This window comes from uncultured Rossellomorea sp., assembly GCF_947488365.1.
GTDB lineage: Bacteria > Bacillota > Bacilli > Bacillales > Bacillaceae_B > Rossellomorea.
This window is the reverse complement of the sequence record NZ_CANKZT010000009.1, coordinates 37,311-59,951: the sequence shown is the minus strand read 5'-3', so window position 1 is coordinate 59,951 and position 22,641 is coordinate 37,311. Positions and strand designations below refer to the sequence as shown.

The window sequence follows — 22,641 nt, the reverse complement described above, 5'->3', positions numbered from 1 at the left end:
ATAGCTCTTTAAAAATAAATCTAGAATTAACGTTGACGTATTGTCTTGTTTTGTTCAGTTTTCAAGGTTCAATGTGTGTCACGCCCGTTTGGAGCGACTTTATTAATTTATCACACATCAATGTGTGATGTCAACTGTTTTTTGAAATTATTTATTGGTGTTTCTTCTAAATAATTCATTGTGTTTCAGCGACGTTTATTAATATACCAAGATTTTTCGGGAGGGTCAATACATTTATGAATTTTTTTCAAAAAAATATTTCAAACACATTAACTATCTTACACACCCGCATCTTATTCAGGCAGCCGTCCCCTGAACTCATTAATAGTAAAGCTCCCACTCGAATATAAGCGGAAGCTGATTTTCTTTAATATGTTTCTTTCTTTGCTGCCGTCTTCATATACTTTAAACATTCCTTTTGACTGGCAAACCTTTTAAAGAGTGAGAATAAGATTTTATACCGTTCATCCATTGCTCTCTTAACGATATGATCAATTCGAGAATCTCTTAGATCGAACAGTATTTCATCCATCTCTCTTTTTAACAAATACTCTATTTCTTGTTTCTCTCTGTCATTAATCATTAACCCCAGCAAGTATGTCACCCCTTAATGTTTGTATTTGTAGTTTTTTCCATTAAAAGAAATTTATAATCATTTTTTTAAAAGATAGATATTTTTTCCGGGGACATGCATATCTTTAGTAGAGATAGACGGTTGAACGGAGGGATGAACGATTGAATACGTTTCACACAATTAATGCTAAGAAATTAAAGCAAATCAGTCTGATTATCGTGATTTCATTTTTTACTGCCTTGTTTGTATATAGCAGTAACCTTTCGACACTTTCTGTTTTTAGTACGAAGGATGGACCGAAAGCGATCTACAAAGGGGAAAAAGGAGTCGCGATTACATTCAATATTGGTTGGGGAGATGAAAAAGCGGGGCCGATCCTTGAAGAATTAAAGAAAATGAATGTCCAGTCAGCTACCTTCTTTCTTTCCGGAGCCTGGGCGGAGAGACACCCTGATTTAGTGGAGCAAATTGTGAAGCAGGGTTATGAAATCGGAAATCTTGGCTATGCCTATTCCGATTATACGGATATGGAACCAAATAAGATCAAGCAGGACATATTAAAAGCCGATACCGTTTTTAAGAAGCTAAATGTTAAAGATGTGAAGTTATTACGCGTGCCTACCGGTCACTTTAATAAAGAAACATTAAAGGTAGCCGACTCTCTTGGGCTTACTGTGGTTCACTGGAGTGTAGACTCTAAAGATTGGACGAATCCTGGTGTAGATGAAATTATCAATAATGTGAAGAAAGCCAAAAAAGGGGATATCATTCTCCTTCACGCATCGGATTCAGCTAAACAAACGAAATCCGCTTTGCCGACCATCGTGAAAGAATTAAAAGGAAAAGGTAACTTCATTACGGTTTCAGACATGATTTCAAACGGGGATGCCAAGTCTTCCCTCATACAGTAATAAAAGCCCGCTGATGAAGGGACCTCATCAGCGGGCTTTTATTTGTTTAACTCTTAGTAGGCTGCTTACGTTGCCTTTCCACTTGGGACTTCTCGATATATTTAGGAAGACGCAGAAGCTGGAATGCATTACATGCCAATAAGGCCAGCAGCATAAGGTACAGCCATTTAACGGAATTCACCAGTAAAACCGGCAACCACTCCAGTGTGGTTACAACAATCATAAAGAATAAGGCAGACACAAATGTGTTCGTCTTGGCTTCTGATTGCTTATTCTTCATATAAGCTACGACTAAACCAACGAGCAGGATGCCGATTCCCAGAAAAATATAAGGGGTATACGACTCACCTTCCTCAGCGAAAGCTCTGAATCGGAAGTAGATTAAATCAAACAGGACAAGGGCAATCAGCACCACTTGAACAGGATTCCATAAGCTCTTAAACATTCCCATCCCGAATTGATGGATGGTCAAATAAGCAAAATAGCCCATCTGACTGATTACACTAAATGTGAAACCTACAAAAACAAACCAAAGTAGACTTGATAATATGCCAATCACGTTTCCTTCTTGGATGTATGGTCCGAACTGATCCCATCTAATGAGAAGTGCGGCTACACCGGTAACGACTCCACCGATCACTAACGTATGAATGAAAAAACGAATCCAATTGCGGATGGTCACTTCTATTTTCCTCCAAATAAAAAAATATACACTCTTTTGATTGTACCAACGCTACTATAAAAAATCTAGGTTCCAGTTTTTCTTATGCATATTTTTTTCGTTATTTCTCATATTAAGGGTAAGGAATTTGTATGGAAGGAGCCTACCCATGAAAAGATATTCCTTTCTTTTTCTACTGTCGATTCTTCTTCTATCCGCTTGTGGCGGTGGCGGAGATACAGGCAGTGGCAAAATGGATTATGAAGAAACCAAGAAAATGGTTGTCGATATATTAAAGACCGATGATGGTAAAAAAGCGATTGAAGAAGTCATGTCTGATGAAAAAATGAAATCAGAGCTTATTATGGACCAAGGGGTTGTGACGGATACGATTTCTAAGACGTTAACCTCTGAAAAAGGAACTGAATTCTGGAAGAAATCCTTCGAAGACCCTAAGTTTGCCGAAGCGATGGCAAAAAGCATGAAGGATGGAAATGAAAAATTACTCAAAGACCTCATGAAGGATCCTGAGTATCAAAAGATGATGATGGATCTGTTAAAGGACCCTGAATTCAAGAAGGAACTGACTGAAGCTTTAAAAAGCCAGGAATATAGGGAACATCTGCAAAAAGTCATTACGGAAACATTTGAAAGCCCTCTATTCAAGGCTAAGATGCAGGATGTGTTACTGAAGGCTGCCGGTGAAATGAAAGAAGGCGGTAAAAGCGAAGGTGGCAGTGAGTCTTCTTCCGGCGGTGATGAGGGCGGATCTGGTGATTCTGGAGGTTCTGGCAGCGGTGGTGGCGGTGGCCAATAATTGTTAAAAAGGACAAATGCGTGGAGGTTCCAACGCATTTGTCCTTTTATTCGTCTACCTAAGACAGTTTTTCAATCACTTTATGAGCGATGTCTCCATAAATCTGCCCTAAACGGTGGTCCTCTGCGTAAATGGAAGGAGCAAAATCCTCTTCGTTCCAGTCAGGCTGTTGAAGTGGAAGCTTGCCTAATAAGTCGGTACGTAGTTCTTCCGTTAGCTTCTCTCCTCCACCTTGCCCGAATACGAATTCTTTTTCGCCTGTTAATTTACTTTCGAAATAGGACATGTTCTCAACCACACCAAGAATGTCATGGTCGGTTTGCAGAGCCATGGCGCCTGCACGGGCCGCTACGAATGCTGCTGTTGGATGCGGTGTTGTAACGATGATCTCCTTACAATGTGGGAGCATCGTGTGAAGATCAAGGGCAACGTCACCTGTCCCTGGTGGCAGGTCCAGCAGTAAATAGTCCAGTTCTCCCCACTCTACTTCTGAGAAGAAATTGTTGAGCATTTTCCCAAGCATAGGACCTCTCCAAATCACGGGAGCATTGTCCTCAACAAAGAAGCCCATGGAAATGACTTTTACGCCAAAACGTTCTACTGGAATAATTCTTTCTCCCCTAACGACTGGTCGTTTCACGATTCCCATCATATCAGGCACACTGAACCCGTAAATATCAGCATCCACCAGCCCGACTTTTTTTCCTTGACGGGCCAATGATACAGCTAAGTTAACAGAAACCGTCGACTTTCCTACTCCGCCTTTTCCACTCGCAATCGCGATAAAGGTTGTTTTACTTGCAGGTGATAATAAATCCGTTCCTTCTCCACCGGATCCTCTGTGCTTTTCAAGCTCTTCCTGTGGAAGCTCCGTGAAGCGGATCCCGACAGATTCAGCTCCATTATCCTTTAGGACTTGTACGATCTTTTGCTGGAATTGCATTTGTTCACCAGTACCTGTCTTGGCAATGGCGATCTTCACGCTTACATGCTTCTTTTCTTCCTTAATTGAAATTTCGACGATACCATTTGTTTCTTCTAACGTTTTATTTAAAAAAGGATCTTTTAATCCAAATAAAAGTTCGCGTGTCTGTTGTTCAGTTAACATGAATATCCACCCTTTTCTATGTATTCGTTTTCAATCAACCTGCTTTCAGTATAACATATTCTTAGTTGAATGAATGATCAAAAGGTTTTGAATGCTTTTGTTGAATAATGAAAAAAGCTCTTTTCGTAACGTTTGATTCTTTCTTAGATAAGAAAGCAGCAGTTGATTTCCGGTACAGGATGCTCGCTTTCCACGGGGCTGGCGGTGAGCCTCCGCTTTTTGTACTGTCCAGCTTTTCCCGCAGGAGTAGAGCATCCTTCCGCTCCAATCAACTTTCGAAGCATGTTTCTTTAAAGGCTATTCTCTACACACTCACTGACACAGGTCAAAGAGCTCTTCTGTATTAAAACAACAATCTTTTCGAAATTAGCCAAAAATAAAAGCTGAGAGGTTATTCCTCGTCAGCTTCTTCTTTATCTTCTTCATCCATTGTTAAATAATTGAGAACTCCCTGATACACTGAGGCAGCAATCTTTTGCTGATAATCTTCTTTAAGCAAATTGGCCCGCTCACCTGGATTCGATAGAAACCCGATTTCCACTAAGGCACCTGACTTTTTGGCGTGTTTTAAAATATACACGTTTTGAAGACCTTTCGCTTCTCGTGTCGTGTTTTCTAAATTACGTGTCAACTCTCCTTGAATAGCTTTGGCAAGGACTTTATTTTCTTCATACTTTGGATTATAGAATGTTTGGGCACCGCTCCACTTTGCAGATGGAATGGAGTTCAGATGGATACTTAAAAATAAGTCTGCTTCGGATTCATTGATTAAGCTAAGCCTGTTCTTTAAATCCTCCACTTTCCGACGGCTGTATCCCTTTGTATCTTCATCAGCAAGATCCTCGTCTTTTTCCCGTGTCAGGATGACGAGAGCTCCTTGTTCTTGGAGATAATCCCTTATCATCAAAGACACATTTAAAGCAATATCCTTTTCCAAGGCATCTTTATCACCGGCTCCACCGTCTGGACCGCCATGCCCTGGGTCTATATAGATGATCTTACCTGATAAAGGAAGGTTCCAGGAATCCCATGTATCCTTGTCTAAAACCTTATATTGAATAATGAATAATAAAATAACCAGTGCAGAAATTATCCCGACGACCTTTAGTTTATGAACCATTCCAGTCCTCCTATTTCCCAGTTTCAACCCGGAGAAAAAACTCTTTATAGCTCCGCTGTCCTTACTAAAAAATATGGGACAAGAATGATTTTTAGAACTGAATTGATTAATTCAAACGCAGTTTGTGACGCTTGATCCCCTTTTCATATCCTTCTGACCACCATGTTTCCACAAAGTGCTCACAGCAAAAATAAAAGGACTCATCAACTTGATTGGAAACGCCCATCTCAGACCAATACAACCAGAAATTATAAAGCGTATCGATAAAGTGTTTTAATTCTTCCTCGCACCGCTTTTTAACGACATCAGAAGGTTCACCAGTATATCCAAACTTGCTAACCTTTCCACCCAGCAGATAAGCTTCAATGGCCACATCAAAGCATGCCTCATCAAAGCCCTGCTGCATAAATACACCGCCCTGAACCTTTATATATCCAAAATGCTTACGGACACTTTCCTGAAGCATTTTAATCGAAATCTCTTTCAGCAACGTTCTTTCCGACTTAATTTGTTTTTCTCTTCTCTTTGTATTGAAAGTTGTAATAACGTTCAAAGATCATCCACCCCTTTGAACGTATTTTCCTACTTAACACAACAGTTCATTCGAGTAACTGTTACCAATTTTTTTGAGGGACGGAACTCCCGATTCAATGCCGGCCATGAAGCTGATCGAAGTTCATGGTGTGGTGAAATTGGAGGTCCCTCCCCAACAAAAAAAGCCCAACCGAATGAATCGGTTGAGCTTTTGTTTGAAATAATAATTAACGCTTAGAGAATTGTGGCGCGCGACGTGCACCTTTAAGACCGTATTTTTTACGCTCTTTCATACGAGAGTCACGAGTTAATAATCCAGCGCGTTTTAGAGTTCCGCGGTACTCAGGATCTGCTTGTAGTAAAGCACGAGCGATTCCGTGACGGATCGCACCAGCTTGACCAGCATAGCCTCCACCATTAACGTTTACTAAAACGTCATAGTTACCAAGAGTTTCAGTTGCAACTAGTGGTTGCTTAATTACTTCTCTTAGTGCTGCGAATGGGATATAAACTTCTACTTCACGATCATTGATAACAATGTTTCCGTTACCTGGTACTAAACGTACACGAGCTACTGAGCTCTTACGACGACCAGTTCCGTAATATTGAACTTGAGCCAAGATAATAACCTCCTCTTATTAATTATCCACGAAGTTCGTAAACTTCAGGTTGTTGTGCTTGATGCTTATGCTCTGCTCCAGCATACACATGTAATTTCTTGAACATTTGACGACCTAGAGAACCTTTTGGAAGCATACCTTTGATAGTAAGCTCTAACATTTTCTCTGAGTAGTTTGTACGCATTTCTAATGCTGTACGTTGCTTTAAACCACCTGGGTGATTCGTGTGACGGTAGTAGATCTTATCCGTTAACTTTTTACCAGTTAGTTCAATTTTTGAAGCATTAAGAATGATAACATGATCACCAGTGTCTACATGTGGTGTGAATGTTGGTTTGTGTTTTCCGCGTAGAATAGAAGCAACTTCACTAGCTAAACGTCCTAGAGTTTTGCCTTCAGCATCTACAACGAACCATTTACGATCGATTTCGTTGGCTTTTGCCATATACGTTGTACGCATGATTTAACCTCCTATTTAATGAATCCGTAGTATTTATTTTCTAATCACAATAAGTTTCCGGGGCTTATCGTGGGGTTAATAACATACCATATGCTATATTATCTTGTTCCCAGTCTATTGTCAAGAGAATGTTACACCAGGATTAGTTGTTTTAGTATTTTTTTTGAAAGTAATATAAATTTCTATTTAACAATAGGGTCATAATCGACCTTCCACAGATAAAGTCCATGAGGAGGTGCAGTCTTCCCTGCCCGATTACGATCCCTGGCATCCAGTATTCCAGGAATCTCTTCTACTTGGATATTCCCAGAACCTACCTCTAATAATGTACCAACCAATATCCTCACCATATTATAGAGAAATCCATTTCCCACAAAAGAAAAAATGATTTCTTCCTCATGCTCTTGAATCTCAATATGGTGAATGGTTCTTACTTTATCTTCTACTTCGGTTTTCGCTGAACAAAAACTCGTGAAGTCATGCTCCCCGATCAGATGCCGTGCAGCACGCTCCATATCCGTCACAGATAAAGTGTAGGGATAATGAAGGGAAAAGTGACGGTTAAACGGACTTCTCGACTCTCCCGTATAAACACGGTATCGATATTCCTTCTGTAGGACAGAGAACCTTGAGTGGAAGTCAGTAGGAACAAGCTCAGCTTCTTTAATGGTTACTTCATCCGGTAAGCGGGTGTTCAGTACCACCGGCCATTTCTCTTCAGGGATGGCCAATGATGTATCAAAATGAAAAACCTGACCATTCGCATGGACACCAGCGTCCGTACGTCCCGACCCACTGATACGGATTCTTTCCCCTTTATGGATAGTGGATAGAATATCTTCGATGAGCCCCTGGACGGTTCGCTGACTGGGTTGAACCTGATAACCATGAAAATTAGTCCCATCGTAGGCGATGGTACACTTCACTCTCTGCATACACGACACTCCCGTTATCCTCTAAAAATAATCAATACAACTGTTAAAAGGGCCAGTACCACTAAAGCTCCCGTATCCTTCTTGTGCCAGGATAACAGTCGGTATTTCGTTCTGCCTTCTCCACCTTGATACCCTCTTGCCTCCATGGCTGTTGCCAGATCCTCAGCACGTTTAAAGGCGCTGACAAAGAGAGGGATCAGTAAAGGAATGATGGCTTTAATCCGGTCTTTCACGGGACCGGAAGAAAACTCAGCCCCCCTTGCGATTTGGGCTTTCATGATTTTATCTGTTTCCTCCATCAAGGTCGGAATGAAACGTAAAGAAATCGACATCATAAGAGCCAGCTCATGAACTGGAAACTTTACTTTTCTTAATGGATTCAGAAGCGTCTCAAGACCGTCTGTAATCGTGATAGGGGAAGTCGTCAGGGTTAATAAAGACGTTACGAGAATCAGATAAAAGAATCGTAAAGAAATAAAGATCCCCTGCCTTAACCCCTCTTCATGAACAGACAATATTCCCATGTCCAGAATGACAGGGCCTTCCTTGGTAAAAAACACATGTAAGAAGAATGTAAATAAGATTAACCATAGGATAGGCTTCAATCCACCGATAATAAAACGCAGCGAAAGATTAGAAAGAATAAGTGCGCTAAACGTAAATAGGCCGAGCAGTGCATACGTAACAAAATTATTTGCTAAAAAGACGACACATATAAACCCAAAAATAAATAAGAGCTTTGCCCTTGGATCCATCTGATGAAGAATGGATTTAGCGGGTACATATCGGCCAAAGATCATTTTCTCCATCATGGGGCTTCACCTCCATCTCGAAGTGAACGGATGGCTGAAGCTAATTCCTCTATCGTTAAACAGGTTTTCGGGAGCTTCTTCCCCGTTTTCTGTTCAAATTGATATTGAAAACGAACGACGTCTGGAACGTCTAATCCCATCTCAAACAGTTCATCTGCCTGGGAGAAAATCTCTTCAGGACTTCCCTTTCTCTTTAGGCGGCCCTTCTGCATAATCACAATCTCTTCTGCGTAATGAGCTGCGTCTTCCATGCTATGGGTAACGAGAATGGTCGTCAGTCCCTTTTCTTTATGAAGAGCATAGAACATGTCCATGATCTCACGTTGACCTCTGGGATCGAGTCCTGCCGTAGGTTCGTCTAAGACAATGACCTCCGGATTCATAGCAAGTACACCTGCAATGGCTACCCGTCTCATTTGTCCCCCTGATAAATCAAATGGAGATTTTTGTAATACCTCTTCAGAGAGACCCACCTTTACGATCAACTCTTTCGCTCTTCGTATCGCTTCTTCCTCCGATACGCCAAAGTTCATTGGACCGTAGCAAATATCCTTGAGCACGGTTTCTTCAAACAGCTGATGCTCAGGAAATTGAAAGACGATGCCTACTTTCTGTCTTACCGGCTTTAAACTTTTTGCCTTTTGCTTCGCTTTTATTTGATATTCTCCTACCTGGACAAGACCTTCCGTAGGCTTTAACAATCCGTTTAAATGCTGGAGGAGTGTTGACTTTCCCGAACCGGTGTGACCGATAACCGCGAGAAACTGACCTGTCGGGATGGAAAGATTGATATCTTGAAGGGCAAGTTTTTCGAATGGAGTGTTGAATGAATATCGGTATTCTACCTGTTGAAATGTGATTTGCATAACTCATCCACCAACTCTTCTTCTGTAAAATAGGTTTTAGACAGGGGAATCCCTGCTTCTTTAAGGGCTCCGGCAAGCTTAATCGTAAAAGGGGAGTCCAGTCCCAGTCCGATTAACTTGTCCTCTAATAGAAAAATATCTTCCGGGATACCCTCCTTAAAAACCCCCCCTTGATTTAATACAATCATTCGATCTGCCTTTGTTGCTTCTTCCAGGTCATGGGTAATGGAGATCACCGTTAAGTTTTCTTCCTCTTTCAGCTTACGAACCGTTTCAAGAACTTCTTTTCTTCCTTTTGGATCAAGCATGGATGTAGCTTCATCTAAGATGATGATCGATGGCTGCAGGGCTACGACCCCGGCGATCGCTACACGCTGTTTTTGACCACCTGACAAATGGTGCGGCTCTTGAACAAGAAAATCTTCCATATGGACACTTTTTAAAGCATCAGTGACTCTCTGTACCATTGTTTCATACGGTACCCCATGGTTTTCTAACCCAAAAGCCACATCATCTTCTACTGTAGCACCAACAAACTGATTATCGGGATTTTGAAAAACCATACCCAGCTTTGAACGGATGTCCCATATAGATCCTTCTGAAAGAACAATCCCATCAACCGTTACACTCCCCTTCTCAGGAAAATGAAGCCCATTCAACATTTTGGCAAGCGTCGACTTACCGGAACCGTTATGTCCGACAATCGCCAGCCATTCACCTTGATTGACAGTCAGACTAATGCCTTTAAGGGCGTAGGTATTCTGATCAGGGTATCTGAAATGCACATCGTCTACTTTAATGATTTCCTTCAATTTCTGTAACCTCCTCTACGCTCTTCCATACTCAGCTCTGCTATAAAAATCTCTGCATATAAAAAAAAGCCTGCACCCCGACCAAAGAAAAGAGCATCTTTTCTTGTTCAACCATTGAACAGCTTCTATGAATATAGAAGTTGGAAGGGGTGCACGAGCTAGACGAGTCAGACAGCGCTGCTCATCGTAACGCTCTGCTTTTCATCAACATGCACTTATACAAAAAGGGCAAAGAAGCAGTTAAGGATTAACTGTCCCGCCCTTAATGTTAGTAGTCACGAATTATTAAACTAATTCGATGATTGCCATTGGAGCACCGTCACCACGGCGAGGACCAACCTTCATAATGCGAGTATATCCGCCTTGACGCTCTGTGTAACGAGGAGCGATGTCAGAGAATAACTTTTGTAAAGCATCTTGGTTGTTTTCAGCGTTTGCAACTTCTTTACGAATGTATGCACCAGCTTGACGACGAGCATGAACGTCACCACGTTTACCTAAAGTGATCATTTTTTCCACAACTGAACGAAGCTCTTTCGCACGAGTTTCAGTTGTTTCGATGCGCTCGTTAATGATTAGGTCTGTAGCTAAATCACGTAGCATTGCTTTACGTTGAGCACTGGTACGTCCTAACTTTCTGTAAGCCATTAAGGGTTCCCTCCTTTGTTGAATCTATATATGAAAGAAGATGTTATCAGTCGTCTTTACGTAAGCCAAGTCCAAGGTCTTCAAGTTTAACTTTAACCTCTTCAAGTGATTTACGTCCTAAGTTACGCACTTTCATCATATCTTCTTCTGTCTTGTTAGCAAGCTCTTGAACAGTATTGATTCCAGCACGCTTCAGGCAGTTATAAGAACGAACAGAAAGATCTAATTCTTCGATCGTCATCTCAAGAACTTTCTCTTTTTGGTCTTCTTCTTTTTCTACCATGATTTCAGCATTCTGCGCTTCATCTGTAAGGCCAACGAAAATATTTAAGTGTTCTGTTAGAATCTTAGCACCTAAAGAAATCGCTTCTTTTGGTCCAATACTTCCATCAGTCCATACATCAAGAGAAAGTTTATCGTAGTTCGTCATTTGACCAACACGAGTATTTTCTATTTGATAGTTAACGCGTGAAACTGGAGTGTAAATAGAATCGATTGGGATCACGCCAATAGGAAGATCCTCACGTTTGTTCTGGTCTGCTGGTCTGTATCCACGTCCACGTGATGCGCTTAAACGCACACGGAAGTGTCCACTCTTAGATAATGTTGCGATGTGCAAATCAGGATTTAACACTTCTACATCACTATCATGAGTAATATCAGCAGCCGTTACAACTCCTTCGCCCTGTACATCAATTTCTAGCGTTTTCTCTTCATCAGAGTAGATCTTTAACGCTAGCTTCTTGATATTCAAAATGATGGATGTGACATCCTCTACGACGCCTTCAATTGTTGAAAACTCATGCAGTACTCCATCTATTTGAATAGATGTGACAGCAGCACCTGGGAGTGACGATAGTAGGATACGACGTAAGGAGTTACCCAAAGTTGTACCATATCCACGCTCAAGTGGTTCTACGACGAACTTTCCATATGTGGCATCATCGCTGATCTCAACCGTTTCAATTTTTGGCTTTTCAATTTCGATCATTAATATTTACCCTCCTTCAAAACGTCGAAACTCCGGGCTAAATAAGTTAAAGTCCGAAATTCCCCATGTTTACGTTCCCTATTGTGCACCAACAACTGGTTACTTTTCTGAATGAACGTATCTTGTATCATATCCCATTATAGACAACGATACAAAATTTATACAGAAAAATTAAACGCGGCGACGTTTTGGTGGACGGCATCCATTATGAGGAACTGGAGTAACGTCTCTGATTGCAGTAACTTCTAGACCTGCTGCTTGAAGAGCACGGATAGCTGCTTCACGACCAGCACCAGGACCTTTAACTGTTACTTCAAGAGTTTTTAAACCATGTTCTTGAGAAGCTTTCGCTGCAGTTTCAGCTGCCATTTGCGCTGCGAATGGAGTGGATTTACGAGAACCTCTGAATCCTAGTGAACCTGCACTTGACCAAGCAACAGCATTTCCGTGAACATCAGTAATAGTTACGATTGTGTTATTGAATGTAGAACGAATGTGTGCAATACCAGCTTCGATATTCTTTTTCACACGACGTTTACGAGTGTTTGTTTTACGTGCCATACTAAGAAGTAACCTCCTTTACCTATTATTTTTTCTTGTTAGCTACAGTCTTACGAGGACCTTTACGTGTACGAGCATTGTTCTTCGTATGTTGTCCACGAACAGGTAGTCCACGACGGTGACGAAGACCGCGGTATGAACCGATTTCCATAAGACGTTTGATGTTTAGTGATACTTCACGACGAAGATCACCTTCTACTTTTAATTTATCAACGATATCACGAATCTTTCCTAGTTCGTCGTCAGTAAGATCGCGAACGCGAGTATCCTCAGATACACCAGCTTCAGATAAGATTTTCGCTGCAGTATTTTTACCAATACCGTAGATGTATGTTAATGAAATGACAACACGTTTGTCACGTGGAATGTCTACACCAGCAATACGTGCCATAGTGATAGCGCACCTCCTTTAAGATTAGCCTTGTTTTTGTTTATGTTTAGGGTTTTCACAGATAACCATAACTTTACCTTTTCTACGAATAACTTTACATTTTTCGCAGATTGGTTTAACAGATGGTCTAACTTTCATCTTATTCTAACCTCCTTAATAGTACGGAGTGCAATAGATTATTTATAACGATAAGTGATTCTACCACGAGTTAAGTCATACGGTGATAATTCTACTGTTACCTTGTCACCAGGTAGGATACGAATGAAATGCATACGGATCTTTCCTGAAACATGTGCCAGTACTGTATGACCATTTTCTAATTCTACCTTAAACATCGCATTGGGCAAAGTCTCAGCGACCTTACCTTCAACTTCAATTACATCATCCTTAGCCATCGAACATGTCTCCCTTCTTCTCATCATTTAAAACTTCGTTAACAAACTTTGAAACAGCATAACGCAGTTTACCGTTCGTTACTCTGCCTGATTCAATAATACTGTTTTGAACTTCTGGAGAAACATAGTCACACAAGTGAAGATGAGCGATGTTCTTTCGCTTGGCGCGATCAAACTTTCGTCTATCCCCATCTGCTATGAGTACAAAACGTTCATCCAATTGCTGAACAACGACCGAGTAGCTTCCTGTTTCTCTCCCTTTAAGGGTTTGAACAATCTGACCAATCCTCGGTATCGTCGAATCTGACTCGATCAATCCAATCACCTTCACTTAGGCTTTCGTCAATATCTCATAGCCGTCTTCAGTAATTGCAATGGTGTGTTCAAAGTGCGCACACATTTTATCATCTACTGTGACGACTGTCCAGTTATCTGATAACGTTCTAACATATCGACTTCCTGCATTAACCATTGGTTCAATAGCCAGTACCATGCCAGGCTTTAAACGAGGACCTTTGTTGGGTGGTCCATAATGAGGAATTTGAGGATCCTCATGTAAGTCTTGACCAACTCCGTGTCCCACATACTCTCGAACGATAGAAAAGCCATTAGCCTCAACAAAAGTTTGTATACTATGAGAGATATTCGACAGACGCTCGCCTGGTTTAGCTTCTTTAAGCCCCAGAAATAATGATTCTTCTGTAACATCGAGAAGCTTCTGGGTTTCATCATCTATTGTTCCAACTGGATACGTCCAAGCGGAGTCACCGTGATAACCGTTATATTTAGCACCGATATCGATACTGATTATATCGCCATCCTTCAATACCCGATCGCCTGGAATTCCATGAACCAACTCATTGTTGACTGAAGCACAGATGCTGCCACGAAACCCATTATACCCTTTAAAAGATGGAATTGCATCATGTTTACGAATGAATTTTTCAGCAATTGCATCCAATTCCTTCGTCGATATTCCCGGAGAAATATACTTTCGCAATTCCGCATGAGTTAATGCCACAATCTTTCCAGCCTGCCGCATAATCTCAATCTCTCTCGGAGTTTTAGAAATGATCATTATGAAAGGCCTCCAAGTAGTTCATCAATGTCATCAAACACTCTATGGATGTCTTGTTGACCGTCAATGTTTTTCAGATAGCCTTTGTCTTCGTAGTAAGCCAATAGTGGTTGAGTTTGTTTAATGTTTACGTCTAAACGATTTTGTACCGTTTCTTCGTTGTCATCTGCGCGTTGATATAACTCGCCGCCGCAGCGATCACAAACGCCCTCTTCTGTTGGCGGATTAAAGACAAGATGATAAGTAGCGCCGCACTCTTTACAGATCCTGCGACCTGTCAAGCGCTCCATCAGGATGTCCTTATCTACATTTATATTAATGACATAATTCATTTTTTTACCAAGATCAGCCAGGATGTTTTCAAGTGCTTCTGCCTGAGCAACCGTTCTTGGAAACCCATCCAGTAAGAAGCCCTTTTCACAGTCCTCTTTGCTTAAACGTTCACGAACAATACCGATTGTTACTTCATCAGGAACAAGATCGCCATTATCCATGAATGATTTAGCCTTCAAGCCTAGCTCAGTACCGCCTTTGATAGCTGCACGGAACATGTCTCCTGTAGAGATATGGGGGATACCATATTTTTCTACGATCTTTTCAGCTTGAGTGCCTTTTCCTGCGCCTGGTAAGCCCATAAGAACTATATTCACTCGAACTCCCCCTAATTGTCTATAAAATGGTCTCAGGAACAAAATGTTCCCGAAAACCCTCTTATTTAATAAATCCTTTGTAGTGACGTTTCACTAACTGTGCTTCAAGTTGCTTCATTGTCTCAAGTGCAACACCCACTACGATTAGTAAGCTTGTTCCACCGATTTGAGCTGCAGGAGGTAATCCTGCAAAGTTAATGAAGAAAACAGGAAGAATTGAGATAACAGCTAAGAAGATTGCCCCAACAAATGTTAGACGATACAGAACGCGAGTGAGATACTCTTGTGTGGTTTTACCTGGACGAATACCAGGGATATATCCACCTTGCTTCTTCAAGTTTTCAGCCATTTGTTCTGGATTCACTTGAATGAAAGCATAGAAATACGTAAAGGCAACGATCAGAGCTACATAGATGATCATACCAACTGGTTTAGTGTAATCAAAAATGTACTGTATTGTACTAGTCACATCATTTTCTCCAAAGAAGGATGAAATGGTCTGTGGCGTGATAATGAAAGAAATCGCAAAGATAACTGGAATAACACCCGCAGCATTCACCTTTAATGGTAGATGTGTTGATTGTCCACCAACCGGACTACGCCCCACTAAACGTTTTGCATATTGAATCGGAATTTTACGAAGTGCTTGCTGAATAAACACAACACCAACTACGATTGCAATAACTGCTAAAACAAGAAGTGCAAGAACCACAATTCGAAGGAAGAGCTGTTCGCCTGCTCCTTCAATTTGTTGAGCATAGATTTGGTTTACTGTGTTAGGGATAGCGGCAACGATACCTGCAAAGATCAGGATCGAGATACCATTCCCCACACCTTTAGCCGTGATTTGTTCACCTAACCACATAAGAAAAGCCGTACCAGCTGTCAGAACTAACGCTATTAGTAGGTACGTACTAACTCCAGGGCTTTGGATAAGCATTCCACCATATATTCTGTTGAAACCATAGGACATACCTAAAGCTTGGATAAACCCTAGAACGATGGTGAAATAACGTGTAAACTGAGCTAATTTACGGCGTCCGACTTCACCTTGCTTAGACCACTCTGTAAACTTCGGAACAACATCCATTTGAAGGAGCTGTACGATGATTGAAGCGGTAATGTAAGGCATGATACCCATCGCAAAGATGGAGAAGTTTTGAAGAGCACCGCCACCAAATGTATTCAGGAATCCAAGAATTCCTGCCTGGTCTTGCATTTTCAACACATTAGCGTCTACGTTTGGCACCGGAATAAAGGTACCAAGACGGAAGACTATTAACATTAGAAGGGTGAAAATAATTTTATTTCTTATATCACCCACGCGCATAAAATTGGAGACAGTTTGAAACATTAGATCACCTCGGATGTACCGCCAGCAGCTTCGATAGCTTCTTTAGCAGTGGTTGAGAATTTCTGTGCTTTTACAGTAAGCTTTTTCTCGATTGAACCTTTACCAAGAATCTTAATTCCTGCTTTTTCGTTACTTACAACGCCAGTTTCTACAAGTAGCGCTGGAGTAACTTCTGTACCATCTTCGAAGCGATTCAATGCGTCAAGATTGACGATTGCGTATTCTTTACGGTTGATGTTCGTGAATCCACGTTTCGGTAGACGTTGGAACAATGGTGTTTGACCACCCTCAAAGCCAGGACGAGTTCCGCCACCTGAACGAGCGTTTTGTCCTTTATGACCTTTACCAGAAGTCTTTCCATTACCTGAACCAATACCACGTCCTACACGATTGCGGACTTTACGTGAACCTTCTGTAGGTTTTAACTCATGTAATTTCATGTCGGCACCTCCTTTTTTTCGAAAGAAATCGATTATTTTTCTGTAACCGTTACAAGGTGAGCAACTTTATTGATCATACCGCGGATAGCAGCATTATCTTGTTGTTCAACAGTTTGATGCATTTTGCGAAGTCCTAAAGCTTCAACAGTTTTACGTTGATCTTGTGGACGACCAATTGTACTGCGAGTGAGGGTAATTTCTAGTTTGTTAGCCATCGTTATCCCTCCCTTATCCTAATATCTCTTCTACTGATTTACCACGTAGTTTTGCAACGTCTTCAGCACGCTTTAATTGTTTTAAACCTTCGATAGTAGCGCGAACCATGTTAATTGGAGTGTTAGATCCTAAAGATTTAGATAGGATGTCTTGAACACCAGCTAATTCAAGTACGGCACGAACAGGTCCACCAGCAATAATTCCTGTACCCGCAGAAGCAGGTTTGATAAGAATTTGACCAGCACCAAATCGTCCAGTTACCAGGTGAGGAGTTGTACCTTCAACCATAGGAACTTCAATTAGATTTTTCTTCGCATCTTCAATCGCTTTACGGATTGCATCAGGTACTTCCTGAGCTTTACCAGTTCCGAAACCAACGTGACCGTTTTTGTCGCCTACTACTACAAGAGCAGCGAAACGGAAACGACGTCCACCTTTTACAACTTTCGCAACACGATTGATTGTAACTACGCGTTCTTCAAATTCTAGTTTACTTGGATCAATACGACGCATCTGGATTGTCCCTCCTTTTTTTATTAAAATTCTAAGCCGTTTTCACGAGCTGCTTCAGCCAAAGCTTTGATACGGCCATGATATAAATATCCACCACGGTCAAATACTACAGATTTTAATCCTTTTTCTACTGCACGTTTCGCAACTAGTTCTCCAACTTTTGCTGCTGCATCGATAGTAGCAGCTGAGTCTAGATCGAAATCTTTATCTTGAGAAGATGCACTTACTAGAGTAACACCGTTCATATCATCGATAAGTTGAGCGTAGATATTTTTGTTAGAACGGAAAACGTTCAAACGAGGACGAGTTTCAGTTCCAGTAATTTTTGAACGGACACGAGCATGTCTCTTCTTACGTGTTTTGTTCTTATCTGGCTTAGTAATCACCTACGGTCACTCCTTTCTTTTGCCTACGCGGCATTATTTACCTGTTTTACCTTCTTTACGACGAACATATTCACCTTCGTAGCGAATACCTTTTCCTTTGTAAGGCTCAGGAGAGCGTACAGCACGAATGTTAGCAGCTAATGCTCCAACACGTTCTTTGTCGATACCTTTGATAGATATCTTTGTGTTTGCCGGTACTTCGATCTCAATACCTTGTTCTGGTTCGATCTCAACTGGGTGAGAGTAACCAACGTTAAGTACAAGCTTAGTACCTTGTTTTTGAGCACGGTAACCAACACCGACTAGCTCAAGATTTCTTTGGAATCCTTTAGATACACCTTCAACCATGTTCGCGATTAGGGCACGAGTTGTACCGTGTAACGCGCGGTGTTCTTTTGCATCAGAAGGACGAGTAACTGTTGCTACGTTTCCTTCTAATTCTACTTTAATATCAGAATTGAATGTACGAGAAAGTTCCCCTTTAGGTCCTTTTACAGTTACAGTGTTGTTTTCACCTACTGTTAGAGTAACGTCAGATGGAATTTCGATTGGTAGTTTTCCTACACGTGACATCCTGTTGCACCTCCATTCATATAAAAAATATTACCAAACGTAAGCTAGTACTTCTCCGCCTACTTGTTGAGCACGAGCTTCTTTATCAGTTAAAACACCTGAAGAAGTTGAAACAAGTGCGATACCTAATCCGTTTAATACTTTAGGTACTTCAGTTGATTTTGCATATACACGTAAACCAGGTTTAGAGATACGCTTTAATCCAGTAATTACGCGTTCGTTGTTTGCTCCATATTTTAAGAAAATGCGGATAACACCTTGCTTGTTATCTTCTACATATTCTACGTCACGTACGAAACCTTCACGTTTAAGGATTTCTGCAATTTCTTTCTTGATGTTAGAAGCAGGAACTTCTAATCTTTCGTGACGAACCATGTTCGCATTACGGATGCGAGTTAGCAAATCTGCAATTGGATCTGTCATTGTCATAATAATTTACCTCCTTCCCAATATAGGGTATTACCAACTAGCTTTCTTAACGCCAGGAATCTGACCCTTGTATGCAAGTTCACGGAAACAAATACGGCAAAGCTTGAATTTACGGATTACTGAATGAGGACGTCCGCAACGTTCGCAACGTGTGTACGCTTGAACATTATGCTTTGGCGCGCGTTTTTGTTTCGCAATCATAGATTTTTTAGCCACATTTTCGCCTCCCTTATATAGCGATTACTTTTGGAATGGCATTCCGATTTGTGTCAATAATTCACGAGCTTCTTCGTCTGTGTTCGCAGTTGTTACGATTACGATATCCATACCACGTACTTTAGACACTTTATCATAGTCAATCTCAGGGAAAATCAATTGCTCTTTAACTCCTAATGTATAGTTACCGCGACCGTCGAATGCTTTTTTAGAAACACCACGGAAGTCACGTACACGTGGAAGTGAAACAGAAATTAATTTATCTAAGAATTGGTACATACGCTCTCCGCGTAGAGTAACTTTTGCACCGATTGGCATACCTTCACGTAGACGGAAGCCTGCGATAGATTTTTTAGCTTTAGTTACAACTGGCTTTTGACCAGTGATTTGAGTTAATTCATCAACAGCTACATCAAGAGCTTTTGAGTTTTGAACAGCATCACCGATACCCATGTTGACAACGATCTTTTCAACTTTAGGTACTTCCATTACTGATTTGTAATTGAATTTGCTCACTAGAGCTGGACTGATTTCTTGTTGAAATTTTTCTTTTAGGCGGTTCATTCAGAATACCTCCCTTCTTAATCGTACTATTTATCTAGAACTTCACCTGATTTTTTTGCTACACGTACTTTCTTGCCGTCTTCTGTCTTATAACCTACACGAGTTGGCTCGTTAGATTTCGGATCTAGAAGCATAACATTTGATACATGGATAGATGCTTCTTGGCTGATGATTCCGCCTTGCGGGTTCATCTGTGAAGGCTTAGCGTGTTTTTTTACAACGTTGATTCCTTCAACTAGCACTCGGTCTTTCTTAGGGAATGAAGCAAGAACAACACCTGTTTTGCCTTTATCTTTCCCAGTAATGACCATTACTTTATCGCCTTTTTTTACATGCATTTCATCGCACCTCCTTGAATGGCCCAATGCTAATATCTATTAAAGAACTTCTGGAGCTAAAGATACAATTTTCATAAAGTTGCTGTCACGTAGTTCACGAGCAACAGGTCCGAAGATACGAGTTCCACGTGGTCCCTTATCGTCACGGATAATTACACAAGCGTTCTCGTCGAACTTAATGTAAGTACCGTCTTGACGACGTACACCAGATTTAGTACGTACAACAACCGCTTTTACTACGTCACCTTTTTTAACAACGCCACCTGGTGTTGCTTGTTTTACTGTACACACGATAACATCACCGATGTTAGCTGTTTTGCGTCCAGAACCACCAAGTACTTTGATAGTTAATACTTCACGAGCACCAGAGTTGTCAGCAACTTTTAAACGTGATTCTTGTTGAATCATGTAGGTAACCTCCCTTCGGAATATAAAATATCCGAACAAATATATTAGATAATAACTGCTTTTTCAACAACTTCTACTAAACGGAAACGTTTTGTAGCAGATAGTGGACGAGTCTCCATGATACGTACGATATCGCCTACTTTTGCTTCGTTGTTCTCATCATGAGTTTTAAACTTCTTAGAGTACTTAACGCGCTTGCCGTATAGAGAATGCTTTTTATAAGTTTCTACCATAACCGTTACTGTTTTATCCATTTTGTCGGAAACAACACGGCCAGTGTATACCTTACGTTGGTTGCGGTCACTCATTTAAGCAAACCTCCTCTCATTTATCGATTGTTAACCCCGATCTCTCTTTCACGGATTACAGTTTTCATACGAGCGATCCCTTTGCGGACTTCACGGATGCGAGCTGTGTTTTCTAATTGCCCAGTCGCAAGTTGGAAGCGAAGGTTAAATAACTCTTCTTTCAGAGTTTTTACTTTTTGTTCAATTTCAGCAGTGGTTAGGTCACGAATTTCATTAGTTTTCATTTGATTCACCACCAATTTCCTCACGTTTTACAAACTTCGTTTTGATTGGAAGTTTGTGTGATGCTAAACGAAGTGCTTCACGAGCTACCTCTTCAGATACACCAGCGATTTCAAACATGATTTTTCCAGGCTTAACTACTGCTACCCAACCTTCTGGAGCACCTTTACCTGAACCCATACGTACTTCTAAAGGTTTTGCAGTGTAAGGTTTATGAGGGAAGATTTTAATCCATACTTTACCGCCACGTTTCATGTAACGAGTCATAGCGATACGAGCTGCTTCGATTTGACGGTTTGTGATCCAAGAAGCTTCCACTGCTTGTAAACCGTATTCACCGAACGCTACCTCTTGACCGCCTTTAGCACGTCCACGCATTTTTCCGCGGTGTTCGCGACGATGTTTAACGCGTTTAGGTAATAACATAATTATTTGCCTCCTTCCTCAGATTTCTTTCTTGTAGGAAGAACTTCTCCACGGTAGATCCATACTTTAACGCCAAGCTTACCATAAGTTGTGTCAGCTTCTGCATGAGCATAGTCAATGTCAGCGCGTAGAGTATGAAGTGGAACAGTACCTTCACTGTAATGTTCTGCACGAGCGATATCTGCTCCGCCTAAACGACCAGATACTTGTGTTTTGATTCCTTTTGCACCAGCACGCATAGCGCGTTGGATCGATTGCTTTTGAGCACGACGGAAAGAAACACGGTTTTCTAATTGACGAGCGATGTTTTCAGCTACTAATTTAGCATCAACGTCTGCTCTTTTAATTTCAACGATGTTGATGTGTACACGCTTTGAAGTTAACTCGTTTAAAGCTTTACGAAGTGCTTCAACTTCTGTACCACCTTTACCGATAACCATACCAGGCTTAGCTGTATGAACAGTAATGTTAATACGATTTGCAGCGCGCTCGATTTCTACTTTAGAAACGGAAGCGTCTACTAAACGTTTTGCAATATATTCACGTACTTTAATGTCTTCGTGTAATAGATTAGCGTAATCTTTATCTGCGTACCATTTAGATTCCCAATCACGGATTATACCGACACGAAGTCCGACCGGATGTACTTTTTGACCCACAGCTTATCCCTCCTTCTTTTCTGATACGACAAGTGTAATGTGACTTGTACGTTTGTTAATTTGACTTGCACGTCCCATCGCACGAGGACGGAAACGTTTAAGTGTTGGTCCTTCATTTACATAAGCCTCAGTTACCACTAGGCTATTAATATCCATATCAAAGTTGTGCTCTGCGTTCGCAATAGCAGACTTAAGTACTTTTTCGATTACTGGTGAAGCAGCTTTAGGTGTGTGCTTTAAGATAGCAACCGCTTCTCCAACTTGCTTACCTCGGATTAGATCAACGACTAAACGTACTTTACGAGGAGCAATACGTACTGTTCTTGCAACAGCTTTTGCTTGCATTAGGATACCCTCCTCTCAATTAGCGTCTTGTTTTCTTATCATCACTTGCATGACCTTTGTAAGTACGAGATGGTGCGAATTCACCAAGCTTGTGTCCTACCATGTCTTCAGTGACGTATACAGGTACATGTTTACGACCATCGTAAACTGCGATAGTGTGACCGATGAATGCTGGGAAGATCGTTGAGCGACGAGACCAAGTTTTAACAACTTGTTTGCCTTCAGTTTCGTTCAATTTCTCGATCTTATTCATTAAATGATCATCAACAAAAGGTCCTTTTTTTAAGCTACGACCCATGT

Annotated in this window: 39 protein-coding genes; 2 read left to right on the top strand and 37 right to left on the bottom strand. The window is 41.1% G+C overall.

The genetic code is table 11. The features are described from left to right. Positions 1-367: 367 nt before the first annotated feature. Positions 368-595, bottom strand: a complete 228-nt coding sequence (locus Q1B03_RS20675) for a hypothetical protein (protein WP_299746257.1) — start codon at positions 593-595, stop codon at positions 368-370. Between the two features lie 140 nt (positions 596-735). Here Q1B03_RS20675 and pdaB point away from each other — a divergent pair, with 140 nt between their 5' ends. Next, positions 736-1,485 carry a polysaccharide deacetylase family sporulation protein PdaB gene (gene pdaB / locus Q1B03_RS20670; RefSeq protein WP_299746254.1) on the top strand — a complete coding sequence of 250 codons (750 nt, stop codon included), beginning with the start codon at positions 736-738 and terminating at the stop codon, positions 1,483-1,485. Between the two features lie 46 nt (positions 1,486-1,531). Here the strand turns inward: pdaB and Q1B03_RS20665 are convergent, their stop codons facing one another. Further along, positions 1,532-2,167: a KinB-signaling pathway activation protein gene (locus Q1B03_RS20665; RefSeq protein WP_299746251.1), complete on the bottom strand. Its 636-nt coding sequence runs from the start codon at positions 2,165-2,167 to the stop codon at positions 1,532-1,534. Between the two features lie 148 nt (positions 2,168-2,315). Here Q1B03_RS20665 and gerD point away from each other — a divergent pair, with 148 nt between their 5' ends. Continuing rightward, complete coding sequence (gerD, locus tag Q1B03_RS20660; protein ID WP_299746248.1) at positions 2,316-2,963, top strand: spore germination lipoprotein GerD; 648 nt, start codon at positions 2,316-2,318, stop codon at positions 2,961-2,963. A gap of 58 nt (positions 2,964-3,021) precedes the next feature. Here the strand turns inward: gerD and Q1B03_RS20655 are convergent, their stop codons facing one another. From Q1B03_RS20655 to rpsS, 35 genes are all read right to left on the bottom strand, one after another. Further along, positions 3,022-4,071, bottom strand: coding sequence for a P-loop NTPase (locus Q1B03_RS20655; RefSeq protein WP_299746245.1), 1,050 nt, complete (start codon positions 4,069-4,071; stop codon positions 3,022-3,024). 391 nt (positions 4,072-4,462) lie between these two features. Then, positions 4,463-5,191 (bottom strand): N-acetylmuramoyl-L-alanine amidase CwlD, encoded by a 729-nt coding sequence (cwlD, locus tag Q1B03_RS20650; RefSeq protein ID WP_299746243.1) that lies wholly within the window; start codon positions 5,189-5,191, stop codon positions 4,463-4,465. Positions 5,192-5,297: 106 nt separating this feature from the next. Then, a complete protein-coding gene (locus Q1B03_RS20645) occupies positions 5,298-5,744 on the bottom strand; it encodes a DUF2521 family protein (protein ID WP_299746240.1) in 447 nt (148 codons plus the stop codon). Between the two features lie 208 nt (positions 5,745-5,952). Beyond that, complete coding sequence (rpsI, locus tag Q1B03_RS20640; RefSeq protein WP_034765933.1) at positions 5,953-6,345, bottom strand: 30S ribosomal protein S9; 393 nt, start codon at positions 6,343-6,345, stop codon at positions 5,953-5,955. A 22-nt stretch (positions 6,346-6,367) separates the two neighbouring features. Beyond that, a complete protein-coding gene (gene rplM, locus Q1B03_RS20635) occupies positions 6,368-6,805 on the bottom strand; it encodes a 50S ribosomal protein L13 (protein ID WP_113970906.1) in 438 nt (145 codons plus the stop codon). Between the two features lie 182 nt (positions 6,806-6,987). Then, positions 6,988-7,740: a tRNA pseudouridine(38-40) synthase TruA gene (truA, locus tag Q1B03_RS20630; RefSeq protein WP_299746231.1), complete on the bottom strand. Its 753-nt coding sequence runs from the start codon at positions 7,738-7,740 to the stop codon at positions 6,988-6,990. 14 nt (positions 7,741-7,754) lie between these two features. After that, on the bottom strand, positions 7,755-8,552 hold the full coding sequence (locus Q1B03_RS20625; protein ID WP_299746228.1) for an energy-coupling factor transporter transmembrane protein EcfT: 798 nt from the start codon (positions 8,550-8,552) through the stop codon (positions 7,755-7,757). After that, entirely contained in the window at positions 8,549-9,418 is an 870-nt protein-coding gene (locus tag Q1B03_RS20620) for an energy-coupling factor ABC transporter ATP-binding protein (protein WP_299746225.1), read from the bottom strand. Before Q1B03_RS20620 ends, Q1B03_RS20625 begins: the two co-directional genes overlap by 4 nt. Beyond that, entirely contained in the window at positions 9,394-10,230 is an 837-nt protein-coding gene (locus tag Q1B03_RS20615; RefSeq protein WP_299746223.1) for an energy-coupling factor ABC transporter ATP-binding protein, read from the bottom strand. Before Q1B03_RS20615 ends, Q1B03_RS20620 begins: the two co-directional genes overlap by 25 nt. A gap of 285 nt (positions 10,231-10,515) precedes the next feature. Beyond that, on the bottom strand, positions 10,516-10,878 hold the full coding sequence (gene rplQ / locus Q1B03_RS20610; protein WP_299746220.1) for a 50S ribosomal protein L17: 363 nt from the start codon (positions 10,876-10,878) through the stop codon (positions 10,516-10,518). A 46-nt stretch (positions 10,879-10,924) separates the two neighbouring features. Further along, on the bottom strand, positions 10,925-11,869 hold the full coding sequence (locus Q1B03_RS20605; protein ID WP_034765941.1) for a DNA-directed RNA polymerase subunit alpha: 945 nt from the start codon (positions 11,867-11,869) through the stop codon (positions 10,925-10,927). A 171-nt stretch (positions 11,870-12,040) separates the two neighbouring features. Beyond that, on the bottom strand, positions 12,041-12,430 hold the full coding sequence (rpsK, locus tag Q1B03_RS20600; protein ID WP_032085294.1) for a 30S ribosomal protein S11: 390 nt from the start codon (positions 12,428-12,430) through the stop codon (positions 12,041-12,043). Between the two features lie 25 nt (positions 12,431-12,455). Next, positions 12,456-12,821 carry a 30S ribosomal protein S13 gene (gene rpsM / locus Q1B03_RS20595; protein ID WP_034765943.1) on the bottom strand — a complete coding sequence of 122 codons (366 nt, stop codon included), beginning with the start codon at positions 12,819-12,821 and terminating at the stop codon, positions 12,456-12,458. 24 nt (positions 12,822-12,845) lie between these two features. Further along, complete coding sequence (rpmJ, locus tag Q1B03_RS20590) at positions 12,846-12,959, bottom strand: 50S ribosomal protein L36 (RefSeq protein WP_003156543.1); 114 nt, start codon at positions 12,957-12,959, stop codon at positions 12,846-12,848. A 38-nt stretch (positions 12,960-12,997) separates the two neighbouring features. After that, on the bottom strand, positions 12,998-13,216 hold the full coding sequence (infA, locus tag Q1B03_RS20585) for a translation initiation factor IF-1 (protein ID WP_034765945.1): 219 nt from the start codon (positions 13,214-13,216) through the stop codon (positions 12,998-13,000). Next, entirely contained in the window at positions 13,209-13,532 is a 324-nt protein-coding gene (locus Q1B03_RS20580; protein ID WP_201716425.1) for a KOW domain-containing RNA-binding protein, read from the bottom strand. The genes infA and Q1B03_RS20580 overlap by 8 nt, the downstream gene beginning before the upstream one ends. Positions 13,533-13,547: 15 nt before the next feature. Further along, positions 13,548-14,294, bottom strand: coding sequence for a type I methionyl aminopeptidase (gene map / locus Q1B03_RS20575; protein ID WP_044340536.1), 747 nt, complete (start codon positions 14,292-14,294; stop codon positions 13,548-13,550). Next, complete coding sequence (locus Q1B03_RS20570) at positions 14,294-14,944, bottom strand: adenylate kinase (protein ID WP_299746202.1); 651 nt, start codon at positions 14,942-14,944, stop codon at positions 14,294-14,296. Before Q1B03_RS20570 ends, map begins: the two co-directional genes overlap by 1 nt. A gap of 61 nt (positions 14,945-15,005) precedes the next feature. Beyond that, positions 15,006-16,298 (bottom strand): preprotein translocase subunit SecY, encoded by a 1,293-nt coding sequence (secY, locus tag Q1B03_RS20565; RefSeq protein WP_044340534.1) that lies wholly within the window; start codon positions 16,296-16,298, stop codon positions 15,006-15,008. Beyond that, entirely contained in the window at positions 16,298-16,738 is a 441-nt protein-coding gene (rplO, locus tag Q1B03_RS20560; RefSeq protein ID WP_113970897.1) for a 50S ribosomal protein L15, read from the bottom strand. The genes secY and rplO overlap by 1 nt, the downstream gene beginning before the upstream one ends. Before the next feature lie 32 nt (positions 16,739-16,770). Beyond that, positions 16,771-16,953, bottom strand: coding sequence for a 50S ribosomal protein L30 (gene rpmD / locus Q1B03_RS20555; RefSeq protein WP_044340532.1), 183 nt, complete (start codon positions 16,951-16,953; stop codon positions 16,771-16,773). A gap of 13 nt (positions 16,954-16,966) precedes the next feature. Beyond that, positions 16,967-17,467, bottom strand: coding sequence for a 30S ribosomal protein S5 (gene rpsE, locus Q1B03_RS20550; protein WP_044340531.1), 501 nt, complete (start codon positions 17,465-17,467; stop codon positions 16,967-16,969). Between the two features lie 23 nt (positions 17,468-17,490). Beyond that, positions 17,491-17,853 carry a 50S ribosomal protein L18 gene (gene rplR / locus Q1B03_RS20545; RefSeq protein ID WP_044340530.1) on the bottom strand — a complete coding sequence of 121 codons (363 nt, stop codon included), beginning with the start codon at positions 17,851-17,853 and terminating at the stop codon, positions 17,491-17,493. Between the two features lie 33 nt (positions 17,854-17,886). Continuing rightward, positions 17,887-18,426: a 50S ribosomal protein L6 gene (gene rplF / locus Q1B03_RS20540; protein ID WP_044340529.1), complete on the bottom strand. Its 540-nt coding sequence runs from the start codon at positions 18,424-18,426 to the stop codon at positions 17,887-17,889. A gap of 30 nt (positions 18,427-18,456) precedes the next feature. Then, the gene (rpsH, locus tag Q1B03_RS20535; protein WP_299746197.1) at positions 18,457-18,855 is read right to left on the bottom strand and encodes a 30S ribosomal protein S8; all 399 of its coding nucleotides are present in this window, start codon (positions 18,853-18,855) and stop codon (positions 18,457-18,459) included. Positions 18,856-18,885: 30 nt separating this feature from the next. Then, the gene (locus tag Q1B03_RS20530; protein WP_044340528.1) at positions 18,886-19,071 is read right to left on the bottom strand and encodes a type Z 30S ribosomal protein S14; all 186 of its coding nucleotides are present in this window, start codon (positions 19,069-19,071) and stop codon (positions 18,886-18,888) included. A gap of 24 nt (positions 19,072-19,095) precedes the next feature. Next, positions 19,096-19,635 carry a 50S ribosomal protein L5 gene (rplE, locus tag Q1B03_RS20525; RefSeq protein ID WP_034765967.1) on the bottom strand — a complete coding sequence of 180 codons (540 nt, stop codon included), beginning with the start codon at positions 19,633-19,635 and terminating at the stop codon, positions 19,096-19,098. 26 nt (positions 19,636-19,661) lie between these two features. Next, on the bottom strand, positions 19,662-19,973 hold the full coding sequence (gene rplX / locus Q1B03_RS20520; protein ID WP_034765969.1) for a 50S ribosomal protein L24: 312 nt from the start codon (positions 19,971-19,973) through the stop codon (positions 19,662-19,664). 39 nt (positions 19,974-20,012) lie between these two features. After that, complete coding sequence (gene rplN, locus Q1B03_RS20515) at positions 20,013-20,381, bottom strand: 50S ribosomal protein L14 (protein ID WP_032085280.1); 369 nt, start codon at positions 20,379-20,381, stop codon at positions 20,013-20,015. 44 nt (positions 20,382-20,425) lie between these two features. Further along, positions 20,426-20,689, bottom strand: coding sequence for a 30S ribosomal protein S17 (gene rpsQ, locus Q1B03_RS20510; protein ID WP_032085279.1), 264 nt, complete (start codon positions 20,687-20,689; stop codon positions 20,426-20,428). Between the two features lie 20 nt (positions 20,690-20,709). Further along, the gene (gene rpmC / locus Q1B03_RS20505; protein WP_032085278.1) at positions 20,710-20,913 is read right to left on the bottom strand and encodes a 50S ribosomal protein L29; all 204 of its coding nucleotides are present in this window, start codon (positions 20,911-20,913) and stop codon (positions 20,710-20,712) included. Next, positions 20,903-21,337 (bottom strand): 50S ribosomal protein L16, encoded by a 435-nt coding sequence (rplP, locus tag Q1B03_RS20500; protein WP_044340527.1) that lies wholly within the window; start codon positions 21,335-21,337, stop codon positions 20,903-20,905. Before rplP ends, rpmC begins: the two co-directional genes overlap by 11 nt. Before the next feature lie 2 nt (positions 21,338-21,339). Further along, complete coding sequence (gene rpsC / locus Q1B03_RS20495; protein WP_034765973.1) at positions 21,340-21,996, bottom strand: 30S ribosomal protein S3; 657 nt, start codon at positions 21,994-21,996, stop codon at positions 21,340-21,342. Between the two features lie 3 nt (positions 21,997-21,999). Beyond that, positions 22,000-22,341 carry a 50S ribosomal protein L22 gene (rplV, locus tag Q1B03_RS20490; protein ID WP_034765976.1) on the bottom strand — a complete coding sequence of 114 codons (342 nt, stop codon included), beginning with the start codon at positions 22,339-22,341 and terminating at the stop codon, positions 22,000-22,002. 19 nt (positions 22,342-22,360) lie between these two features. Continuing rightward, positions 22,361-22,639, bottom strand: a complete 279-nt coding sequence (rpsS, locus tag Q1B03_RS20485) for a 30S ribosomal protein S19 (protein ID WP_044340526.1) — start codon at positions 22,637-22,639, stop codon at positions 22,361-22,363. Positions 22,640-22,641: the final 2 nt, after the last annotated feature.